A 10,607-nucleotide genomic window follows, 5' to 3' on the forward strand; every position below is an offset into this window, starting at 1 on the left:
CACCTCCACGGCGTCGCCGCGGGCGCGGCCAGCCGGTCAGCCGGCGGGCGGGGTCTCGCGCGCCTCGCGCAGCTCGTCGACGTACAGTCCGCGCTCGTCGAGCGTGCCGTTGCGGTACGCGGCGCGGCCGATCATGTGCGCCGACAGCGGCGCGGTCGCGAGCTGGATCAGAACCACCGGCACGATCGCCGCGACGACCGGCCACGTGCGCAGCGACAGCGCGAGGGCGAGGCAGACAAGCAGCAGCCCGAGCACCTGCGGCTTGGTGGCCGCGTGCAGCCGGGCGGGCACGTCGCGGAAGCGCAGCAGGCCGATGGATGCCGTCAGGCACAGCGCCGCGCCGACGAGCACGAGCACGGCGGCCGCGCCGTCGGCGACGGCGGCCCAATCGATTGCCGACACGTTCATCGCGGAGTGTTGTCCTTCCTGGCCACAAAGCGCGCGATCGCGATCGAGCCGAACACGCCCACCGCCGCGACGACGAGCAGCACCGGCAGCGTGTGCGTGTGCTTGTTGACGACCATCTCCGCGCCCAAGACGCACATCACCTCGGTCAGCAGCACGTCGGCCGCGACCGCCCGGTCGAGGATCGACGGGCCGATCACGATGCGCACGAGCGCGAGCAGCGCGGCGGCCGCGAACACGACGAGGCCGACAGCCACCACCGGGGTCATCGCGCACCTCCCGCCGCCGGAGCCGCCGGGTCGGCGCGCAGCTTGTCGAGCTGGGCGCGCGAGCCCACGGCCCGCACGATCCGCTCCTCCCAGTGCAGCACACTGCGGCGTTGCCCCGCGAGGTCGGCGTCGGAGCGCACGCCGATGACGTGCAGGTACAGCACGCGGCGGCCGCGGTCGACGTCGACGATGAGCGAGCCGGGGATGAGGGATGCCGTCACCGCCGTGTGGGTCATGATCAGGTCGTCGTCGGTGCGCAGGCGCACCGCGATGACCGCTGCGCCCGGCTGCTGCCACCACGCGAGCGCTTGCCATGCCACCGTGAGCGAACCGACGACGAGAGCGACCAAGAACTCGAGCACGAACACGAGGCCCCACCACAGGTTGACGCGGCCCGACAGCTCGACCGGCGGCAGCCGGAACACCGCGGCCACGAACACCGCGGCGACGATGCCGGTCACCAGCGACAGCGGAGTGAACTGGCCCCACAGCAGCATCCAGAGCGCGACGAGCCACACAAAGAACGGCAGCTGCCGCCACAGGCGCTTCGGCGTCCACGCCGCTGCGGGCAACGCCGCCTCCTGGCGCGTGGCCGGCGCTGGCTCTGCGGCGCTCATCCGCTCTCCTCCTCGGCCGTCAGCTGCACGATCGTCACCGGCTGCGACAGGCCGTCGCCGATGCGCGCGCACAGCGCGTAGAGCGGCCCGGCGAACACGGTCAGCGCCACCGTCACGCCGACCATGCCGGCGGTCGCCGCCGTCATGATGCGCGGGATGACGCGACGCTCGGTCTGCACGGCGGCAGCCGGCGCGTTGACGAGGTACGACATGTAGGCGGTCGGGGCCTCGTGCTCGGCCTCGGCCTCCTCCTCGCGCCAGAACGACAGGTTCCACGCCCGCATGAGCGCGTACAGCGTGAGCAGCGACGTCACGATGCCGCCGACCATGAGCACGATCATCTCGGGCGTGCCGACCTGCGCGGCCGCGCTGAACAGCGAGAACTTGCCGATGAAACCCGAGAACGGCGGCAGCCCGCCCAGGTTGGCCGCCGGCAGGAAGTAGAGCACGGCGATCACCGGGGCCGCGCGCATGAGGCCCTTCACGCGCAGGATCGAGGTCGACCCGGCGCGGCGCTCGACGAGGCCGACCGCGAGGAACAGGGTGGTCTGCACCACGATGTGGTGGACCATGTAGTAGATCGTCGCGCCGAGCGCGACCGGGGTGGCCACGGCGAGCCCGAAGACCATGTAGCCGACGTGGCTGACGAGCGTGAACGACAGGATGCGTTTGAGCTCGGCCTGCGCGATGGCGCCGAGCACGCCGACGACCATGGTGGCCAGCGCGACGATGATCAGCAGCAGGTTGACGTCGTTGTCGGCGAACAGCAGCGTCTCGGTGCGGATCATCGCGTACACGCCGACCTTCGTCAGCAACCCGGCGAACACGGCGGTGACCGGCGCGGGCGCCGTCGGGTACGAGTCGGGCAGCCAGAACGACAGCGGGAACACGGCAGCCTTGATGGCGAAGCCGAGCAGCAGCATGAGGTGCAGCACGAGCTGCGTCTCATCGGGCAGCTCGTGGACGCGCTCGGCGATCTGCGCCATGTTCACGGTGCCGAGGGCGCCGTAGATCATCGCGATCGCGGAGAGGAAGATGATCGACGACACGAGCGAGACGACGATGTAGACAACGCCCGTGCGGATGCGCGACTCGGTGCTGCCGAGCGTGATGAGCACGTACGACGCGACGAGCAGGATCTCGAAGCCGACGTAGAGGTTGAACAGGTCGCCGGCGATGAACGCGTTGAAGATGCCCGCGCCCAGGATGAGGTACGACGGGTGGAAGATCGAGACCGGGGTGTCGTCGTCGCCGTCGGCGGCGCCCTGGCCGACCGAGAACAGCAGCACCGCGAGCAGCACGACGCTGGAGACGACGACGAGCAGCGCGGCGAGCCGGTCGACGTACAAGACGATGCCGAACGGCATCGGCCACCCCCCGACCGAAACAGCCAGCGGCTGGTCGCCGACGTCGACGCTGTACAGCAGCACGGCCGCGACCACCGACACGAGCGACAGCGTCGTGATCGACACGGCCACCTGCACGCGGCGGTGGCGGCCCGAGATCAGGGCGACGGCGGCGCCCAGCAGCGGCAGCGTGACCAGCAGCGGCACGAGCTGCGGGGCGAGCTGAGCGATGAACCCGTTCATCGGCGGTCGCCGCCCTTCGGCCGGTCGAGCGGGGCGTCGTCGACGAGGCCGGGCACGACCGTGACGGGCGTGGTGTCGACGCCGACGAAGTCGGTGGCGATCGACTCGTCCTCCTCCTCGTCGTCGTCCATCGTGTCTTCCGCGTCGATCCCGCGCTCGCGCACCGCGATGTCCTCGTCGTCGTCCTCGACGGTGTCGGCCTGCCCGAGCTGCCACGAGCGGTAGATGAGCGCGAGCAGGAACGCCGACACCGCGAATGTGATGACGATCGCCGTCAACGTGAGAGCCTGCGGCAGCGGGTCGGACATGTCGCCGCCCTCCCCCGCCAGGCCCGACCCCTCGCCGAAGAACGGCGCGACACCGGGCTGGCCCATCACAATCAGCAGCAGCAGGTTGACGGCGTTGCCCAGCAGCAGGAAGCCGATGAGCACGCGCGTGAGGCTGCGCTCGAGCATCGCGTACACACCGCACGCGAACAGCACGGCCATGACGACGATGAGGATGCCGGACGTGCTCACACCGCCACCCCCCGCGCTTCCGGCCCCTGAGCCGCATCCGGCCCCTGAGCTTGTCGAAGGGCCTGCGTCTGCCGGTCGACCTCGGCGCCGAGGCTGCGCAGCACGTCGAGCACGAGCCCGATGACGACGAGGTAGACGCCGATGTCGAAGATGGTGGATGTCACGAACTCGAGGTGCCCGAGCACCGGCGCCTCGATCTCGATCAACGCGCTCTTCAGCGGCGGCAGGCCGAACAACAGCGGCGCGATCGCGCAGCCGACGGCCAGTGCCATCCCCGCTCCCAGCAGCCGCCCCGCGTCTGTCGGCGCTGCCGCTCCCAGCTCGTACCGCCCGCCCGCGACGTAGCGCATGACCAGCGCCATTCCGGCCACGAGGCCGCCGGCGAATCCGCCGCCGGGCAGGTTGTGGCCGGCGAACAGCACGTACAGCGACACGACGATGATCGTGTGGAAGAGGATGCGCACGATCACTTCGAGCATGATCGACCGGTTCTCCGGCCGCATCCGCTGACCGCCCACGAGCCACGCGCGCCGGCCCGTGACGCCGCCCATCTGCGGACGGGGCCCGTCGGCGGTCTCCACGAGCGGCCGACGCGTGCGCATGTCGGGCAGCGGCGCGGTCAGCGTCGACAGCGTGTCGGCCCGGTGGGTGACGAAGACGAGGGATGCCACCCCGGTGGCGGCCAGGATGAGCACCGACAGCTCGCCCATCGTGTCCCAGCCGCGCAGGTCGACGAGCGCGACGTTGACGACGTTCTTGCCGTGGCCGAGCTCGTACGCGAGCTCGGGGAAGCGCACAGAGACAGGCTCCGCGACCCGCGCTCCCGTGGCGAGCACGGCCACCAGCGCCATCGTGAGGCCGACGGCGGCGCCGAGCACCGCGCGCAGGACCGGCTGGACGGACCGGTTGTGCTCGCCCATCCGCGCGGGGATGCGACGCAGCACGAGCGCGAACACGACGAGGGTGACCGTCTCGACGAGGATCTGGGTCAGTGCGAGGTCGGGCGCGCCGCTCGTGGCGAACAGCAGCACCATGCCGAGCCCCGTCACCGACACCAAGACGACGCCCGTGTAGCGCTTGCGGGCGTTGATGGCGATGAGCGCGGCGACGATCATGAGCGGCGTCACAAGCAGCTGCATGGGCGACTGCCACGCCTCGAGCTGCACGCGCCATGCCGGGTCGGCGAGCAGCACCGTGCCCTCGGCGACGACGAACACGACGAAGATCGTGCCGACGTAGATCGACAGCGAGCCGCGCTGCGTGAAGCTCGTGGTCGCCACCGACACGCGCGCGATGCCGCGCAGCGAGAGGTTGTAGAGGTCGGCGGCGCTGAACCGCAGGAGGCGGCGCGTGACATCCACCCTGCGCAGGCCGGCGAAAAGCAGCGCGCCGAGCCCGATCGTGGCGACCGAGATCCACAGCGCGGGCTCGAGCCCGTGCCACAGCGCGAGGTGCGCGGCGTGCTCGGGCGCGGCGACGCCGGGAGTGGATGCCGGCGCCGAATCGGCGTACGAAGCGAGGGCGGAGTCGAGCACCGGAGCGGCGGCGCCGGCCGCGACGGTGAGCGCCGACAGCAACAACGGCGCGAGCACGAAGCCCACGGGCGGGCGCGGCCACGGGGTCGCCGGCTGCGGCGTGCCCGAGGCATCCTTCTTGGTCCAGAACGCGCCCCACACGAAGCGGATGCCGTACGCCATCGTGAGCACCGACCCGGCCGCGACGCCGGCGAGCGCGACGACGCCCCACGCGGCGCCGCCGGCCGCCTCGTGCAGGAGGGCGGCAAGCGCCCCCTCTTTCGCGACGAAGCCGATCGTGGGGATGATGCCCGTCATCGACGCCACGGCCGCCATCGAGAACGCGGCGAGCACCGGGGCCTGGCGGCCGAGTCCGGACAGGTCGCCGATGACGCGGGTCGCAAGCTGGCGGTCGATGATGCCGACCACGAGGAACAGGCACGACTTGAACAGCGCGTGCCCGAGCAACAGCGCGAGTCCGGCGAGCGCGGCATCGCGCGTGCCGTAGCCGAGCACGACGGTGAGCAGCCCGAGCTGGCTCACGGTGCCGAACGCGAGGATGCGCTTGAGGTCGGTCTCGCGCAGCGCCTGGAAGCCGCCGAGCAGCATCGTGAACACGCCCAGCGAGATGACGAGGGGCCGCCATGGGGCGGCGGACGCGAACGCGGGGGCGAAGCGCGCGATGAGGTAGATGCCGGCCTTGACCATCGCGGCCGCGTGCAGGTAGGCGCTCACCGGCGTGGGGGCGGCCATGGCCCCCGGCAGCCAGAAGTGGAACGGGAAGTTCGCCGACTTGCTCAGCGCGCCGACGAGGATCATCACGAGCGCGGCGTCGACGACCGGCCCGCTGGGCGCGGCGGCGAGGATGGCGGACAGGCTCGATGTTCCCGCCTCGACGACCAGCAGCACGACGCCGATCAGCATCACCAGGCCGCCAAGCGTTGTCACCAGCAGCGCCTGCAGGGCGGCACGACGGCTCGCGCCGCGACGATGGTAGTGGCCGATGAGGAGATACGAGAGCACGCTCGTGACCTCCCAGAACATCACCAGCACGACGAGGTCGTCAGTGAGCACGAGCCCGTACATCGCGCCGGCGAAGGCGAGCAGCACGGCGGAGAACTGGGCAAGCCCCTCGCTCTTGCCGCGGAAGTACCAGCGGCAGTAGAGCATGACGAGGGCGCCGACGCCGGTGACGATGAGCGCCATGAGCCAGCCCAGCGCGTCCATGCGCATCGACAGCCGGATGCCGAGAGAGGGGATCCAGTCGTAGGACTCGATCGGAGCCGCGCCGCCGTGCACGGCCGGCGTGAGCGAGAGCGTGTGCGCGAACGCGACGGCCGCGAGCGCCGCACCGACGTAGAACGCGCGGGCGCCAACACGGCGCACGAGCCACGGGAGGACAAGCGGCACCCCCGCGAACGCGGCGAGGAGGATCAGCACGGCGACTCCTCGAGCTCGTCGGCCCGGAGGACGGGCTCTGGCGGGCGGGTGGTGCTCCCAGTCTATCGGGGCGAGCGCGGCGCGACGGCCGTGGTGTTGCCCTCGCGGAACGCGCACGTGAACAAGATGCCCGCCGCCGTGCCGCCCTCGAGCATGGTGGAGACGATGACTCCCGCGGCCCTGCCCTTCTCGGCGGCAGGCTGGACGAGAGTCGTCAGGCGGTACGGAGCGAGGCCGTCGACGACGATGCCGTCGAAGCCCGTCACGCTCACGTCGGCCGGCACGCGCAGCCCCGCCTCCTCGGCCGCGCGGATCACACCGGCCGCGAGCAAGTCGCTCTGCGCGATGACGGCGGTCGGGCGAGCGGCGGGGCCGGCGAACAGCACCCGCCCGGCGGCGACGCCCTCGTCGATCGAGGTCGTCTCGGCCGCGAAGGCGGGGGCGCGCGGATACACGTCGCGCACGCCGGCGAGGCGGTCGCGGGTCACGTTGAAGGCGGCGCTCGCGTCGTCGTCCGACATCCAGCCGCGGCGCCATCCGGCATGCGGCGGCAGGGTGACGGTCACCGCGCTCTCGTGGCCGAGGCCCCGCAGGTGGCTCGCCGCCTGCCGCTGCGCCTCGCGGTTGTCGAGGTCGATGCGCGGCACGCCCTCTCCGGCATCCCCCTCCACGACGACGAGCGGGATGCCGCGCGCCCGCGCCGCCGCCAGCGAGCCGCGCAGGCGTGCGCTGCAGTTGATGAGCACGGCGGCGTCGACGGGGGCGGTCGTGAGAGTGGGGGCGTCGGCCGCGGCGGGCTCGTCGCGCAGCAGCAGCAGGCCCGCGCCGAGCGGCGCGACCGCTTCGGCGAGCCCGTCCATCATCAGGGTCTTGACGGGGTCGAGGAACGCGCGCCCGAGGTGCTCGCCGAAGACGACGCCGACGATTCCGCTGCGCCCGCGGCGCAGCGAGGCGGCGCGCGGGTCGGGGCCGGTGTAGCCGAGGCGGGCCGCCGCCTCGAGCACGCGGGCGCGCGTGGCATCCGCGACGGCGGCCTTGCCGCTGTACACGACCGACGCCGTCGACGGCGCGACGCCCGCCTCTCGGGCGACGTCGGCGATCGTGGCGCGGCGCGTGCTCATCCCTGGAATCGTACCGCCGCGCGTTTTCACGAGTCGAATCGATTCGGTAGGCTGTGTCGATGCGTCTCGAGCTGTCCCGCGCCCCCCTGGTGCGCTGGCGCACCGCGATCTTCGCGATCTTCCTGCTCACCGGCCTCGGCTTCGGCTCGTGGTCGTCGCGCCTGCCCGCCGTCAAGGCGAGCCTCGGAATCGACGACTTCGAGCTCGGCGTGCTGTTGCTGGTGCTCGGTGCGACCTCGATCATCGGGCTCTCGATCGCGAACGTCATGGCCGCCCGGTGGGGGGCGCGGCGCAGCATGCACGCGACGATCGTGGCGCTCACGCTCGGCCTGGTGTTCACGACGATGTCGATCCAGGTCGTCGAGTCGTACGCGCTCGCCGCCGTGGGCCTCGTGTTCGTGGGCGCGGGCATGAGCTCGACCGATGTGCTGATGAACGTCGAGGCCGCGGCCGTCGAGCAGGCCTTCGAGCGCACGCTCATGCCGCTGTTCCACGGGTTCTTCAGCATCGGCACCGTCATCGGCGCGGGCGTCGGCGTCGGCATGGCGGCGTGGGCGGTGCCGGTCGGCTGGCACGTGGGCGGGGTCGCGCTGCTGATCCTCGCGGGCGGTCTGCTGTCGCTGCGCTTCGTGCCCGTGCGCGAGGCCGTCGGCGGCCATGCGCCGGCGGCGTCTCGACGCGAGCGGTTCGCCGCGTTCCTCTCGGTGTGGCGCGATCCGCGCATCTACGCGATCGGGATGGTCATGCTCGGCATGTCGTTCGCCGAGGGCGGCGCGAACGACTGGCTCGCGATCGCCGTCGTCGACGGCCACGACGCGACAGAGGCGACAGGCGCCATCGCGCTGACGATCTTCTCGGTGGCGATGACGCTGACGCGGATCCTCGGCGGCCCGCTCGTGGACCGCATGGGCCGCGTGCTGACGCTGCGGGTGCTCGCCGTGCTCGCGGCGGGGGGGCTCGTGTTGTTCATCCTCGCGCCGTCGCTGCCGGTCGCGATGATCGGCGCCACGCTGTGGGGCGCCGGGGCCTCGCTCGGCTTCCCGCTGGGGATGTCGGCGGCCGCCGACGACCCCGACAAGGCCGCGGCATCCGTCTCCGCCGCCGCGACCATCGGGTACCTCGCGTTCCTGGCCGGCCCCCCGGTGCTCGGCTGGGTGAGCCACCATGTCGGCATTCTGCCCACGCTGTGGATCATCGTCGTGCTCATCGTGCTGTCGGGCCTGTTCTCGGGCGCGACGAAGCCGCTCGCGGGTTCGAAGGTCGGCGCCGGGCGGCACTGAGGCGCGCTGCGGGCGCGGCCCTTCTGTGAAGGTGGCGCAACGCGCCGCATCCCTCCCCCCGACCCGACACAACACGCCACCTTCGCCCGCGCGAGTAGGCTCGTCGAGTGCGCCTCGTCATCGCCCGCTGCCGCGTCGACTACGCCGGACGCCTCAACGCGCACCTCCCGCTCGCCACGCGACTGCTCGTGCACAAGGGCGACGGCAGCCTGCTCGTGCACTCCGACGGCGGCAGTTACAAGCCGCTGAACTGGATGAGCCCGCCGTGCCACCTCGCCGTGGAGGAGCCCGACGACGACGAGGCGGCGGACGGCGTTGTGCAGCTGTGGCGGGTGACGCACGCGAAGTCGGGCGACTCGCTGTTGGTGCGCATCCACGAGATCGTGCACGACTCGTCGCACGATCTCGGCGTCGATCCCGGATTGCAGAAGGATGGCGTCGAGGCCGACCTGCAGCGGCTGCTCGCCGAGCAGGTGTCGCTGATCGGCGACGACCTGACGCTCGTGCGGCGTGAGTTCCCGACCGCGATCGGGCCTGTCGACCTGCTGCTGCGCGACCCGGCGGGCGGCACCGTCGCCGTCGAGGTCAAGCGCCGCGGCGACATCGACGGGGTCGAGCAGCTGACCCGCTACCTCGAGCTGCTGGGCCGCGACCCGCACCTCGCTCCGGTGAGCGGCGTGTTCGCCGCGCAGGAGATCAAGCCGCAAGCCCGCGTGCTGGCCGCCGATCGCGGCATCCGCTGCGTCACTCTCGACTACGACGACATGAAGGGCGTCGAATCGGGCGCCCCGCGCTTGTTTTGAGCCCGCGTCGCTTCACGGCACCCCTCTTCACGGCGCCCCGCTTCACCGCCCTTTGCCCCACAGGCCGCTTTGCCCAACAGGCCCAACAGTCACCAACTGCGGGTGCCGCCGGCTGCCACCCACGCAATGCGACTGCTGAGCGCCACCCCACCCGCTCAGCAGTCGCCAACTGCGCATGCCGCATGCGGGCACCCGCACATACCGACTGCGGAGCAATCGGTCTGACGCCGAATAGGCTGGGGGCATGTCGTCTCGGTCGCCGTGGTCCTGTGTGCTGTGGGACCTGGATGGCACGATCGTCGACGCGTCGGAGGGGATCCTGCGCCGCCTCCGGGCGACGATGCGGCACGTCGGCCATCCCGAAGTGACGCGCGCGGAGCTCGCGCACTGGATCGGCCCGCCCCTGTTCGACTCGTTCCAGGCGCAGCTCGGGATGTCGCCCGCCGACGCCGCCGACACGCTCGTGTTCTACCGCGCGCTCGCCGCGAAGGAGGGGTACGCCAGCGGCGCGCGCCTGTTCCCCGGAGTCTCCGAGCTGCTGCACGACACGCACGCCGCCGGCATCCCCCAGGCGATCGCGAGCTCGAAGCCCGAGACGCAGGTGCTCGCTCTGCTCGAGCACTTCGACCTCACGCCGTACTTCTCCGCGATCGTCGGCGCGACCGCCGATGAGCGCACGCTCAGCTCGAAGTCGGACGTGGTCGCCGAGGCGCTGCGCCGGCTCGGCGCGGCCGGCGCGAGCACCGACCGTGCCGTGCTCGTCGGCGACCGCCACCACGACGTCGAGGGCGCCGCCGACCACGGCGTGCCGGTGATCTTCGTGCGCTGGGGGTTCAGCTGGCCGCACGAGGCCGATGGCGCGCAGGCCGCCGTCGACGACGTCGCCGCCCTGCGCGCGCTGCTGCTGCCGGAGCCGAGCGATGGAGCCTGACGTCGTCGGAACCCTTCTGGGCTGGGTCGCGCCCACCGCGATCGTGCTCGGTGTCGCGGCGATCGCGGTCGTCGTGCTCGTGTGGGCGCTGCGCCGCGCGGCGCGCAGCCCCCGCGCGCG

10 protein-coding genes are annotated in these 10,607 nt (G+C 71.9%); 3 read left to right on the forward strand and 7 right to left on the reverse strand.

The features are described 5' to 3' along the window. Positions 1-36: 36 nt before the first annotated feature. The 7 genes from mnhG to QM611_RS07950 all read right to left on the reverse strand — a co-directional run bounded on the left by mnhG (position 37) and on the right by QM611_RS07950 (position 7,473). Positions 37-408, reverse strand: a complete 372-nt coding sequence (gene mnhG / locus QM611_RS07920) for a monovalent cation/H(+) antiporter subunit G (RefSeq protein WP_415079368.1) — start codon at positions 406-408, stop codon at positions 37-39. Then, positions 405-674, reverse strand: coding sequence for a monovalent cation/H+ antiporter complex subunit F (locus tag QM611_RS07925; RefSeq protein ID WP_415079369.1), 270 nt, complete (start codon positions 672-674; stop codon positions 405-407). The genes mnhG and QM611_RS07925 overlap by 4 nt, the downstream gene beginning before the upstream one ends. After that, positions 671-1,291: a Na+/H+ antiporter subunit E gene (locus QM611_RS07930; RefSeq protein ID WP_415079370.1), complete on the reverse strand. Its 621-nt coding sequence runs from the start codon at positions 1,289-1,291 to the stop codon at positions 671-673. Before QM611_RS07930 ends, QM611_RS07925 begins: the two co-directional genes overlap by 4 nt. Beyond that, on the reverse strand, positions 1,288-2,880 hold the full coding sequence (locus tag QM611_RS07935) for a Na+/H+ antiporter subunit D (protein WP_415079371.1): 1,593 nt from the start codon (positions 2,878-2,880) through the stop codon (positions 1,288-1,290). Before QM611_RS07935 ends, QM611_RS07930 begins: the two co-directional genes overlap by 4 nt. Next, positions 2,877-3,398, reverse strand: coding sequence for a Na(+)/H(+) antiporter subunit C (locus QM611_RS07940; RefSeq protein ID WP_415079372.1), 522 nt, complete (start codon positions 3,396-3,398; stop codon positions 2,877-2,879). Before QM611_RS07940 ends, QM611_RS07935 begins: the two co-directional genes overlap by 4 nt. Beyond that, positions 3,395-6,352, reverse strand: a complete 2,958-nt coding sequence (locus QM611_RS07945) for a Na+/H+ antiporter subunit A (protein WP_415079373.1) — start codon at positions 6,350-6,352, stop codon at positions 3,395-3,397. The genes QM611_RS07940 and QM611_RS07945 overlap by 4 nt, the downstream gene beginning before the upstream one ends. Positions 6,353-6,414: 62 nt before the next feature. Beyond that, positions 6,415-7,473 carry a LacI family DNA-binding transcriptional regulator gene (locus QM611_RS07950; protein ID WP_415079374.1) on the reverse strand — a complete coding sequence of 353 codons (1,059 nt, stop codon included), beginning with the start codon at positions 7,471-7,473 and terminating at the stop codon, positions 6,415-6,417. Positions 7,474-7,532: 59 nt separating this feature from the next. On the opposite strand from QM611_RS07950, the gene QM611_RS07955 reads away from it, so the two are divergent. The 3 genes from QM611_RS07955 to QM611_RS07965 all read left to right on the forward strand — a co-directional run bounded on the left by QM611_RS07955 (position 7,533) and on the right by QM611_RS07965 (position 10,487). Continuing rightward, entirely contained in the window at positions 7,533-8,753 is a 1,221-nt protein-coding gene (locus QM611_RS07955) for an MFS transporter (RefSeq protein ID WP_415079375.1), read from the forward strand. A gap of 107 nt (positions 8,754-8,860) precedes the next feature. Further along, positions 8,861-9,556, forward strand: coding sequence for an endonuclease NucS (gene nucS, locus QM611_RS07960; protein ID WP_415079376.1), 696 nt, complete (start codon positions 8,861-8,863; stop codon positions 9,554-9,556). A 244-nt stretch (positions 9,557-9,800) separates the two neighbouring features. After that, on the forward strand, positions 9,801-10,487 hold the full coding sequence (locus QM611_RS07965; RefSeq protein ID WP_415079377.1) for an HAD hydrolase-like protein: 687 nt from the start codon (positions 9,801-9,803) through the stop codon (positions 10,485-10,487). Positions 10,488-10,607: the final 120 nt, after the last annotated feature.

The sequence above is a fragment of the Microbacterium sp. genome, assembly GCF_047606685.1.
In the GTDB taxonomy this organism is placed as follows: domain Bacteria; phylum Actinomycetota; class Actinomycetes; order Actinomycetales; family Microbacteriaceae; genus Microbacterium.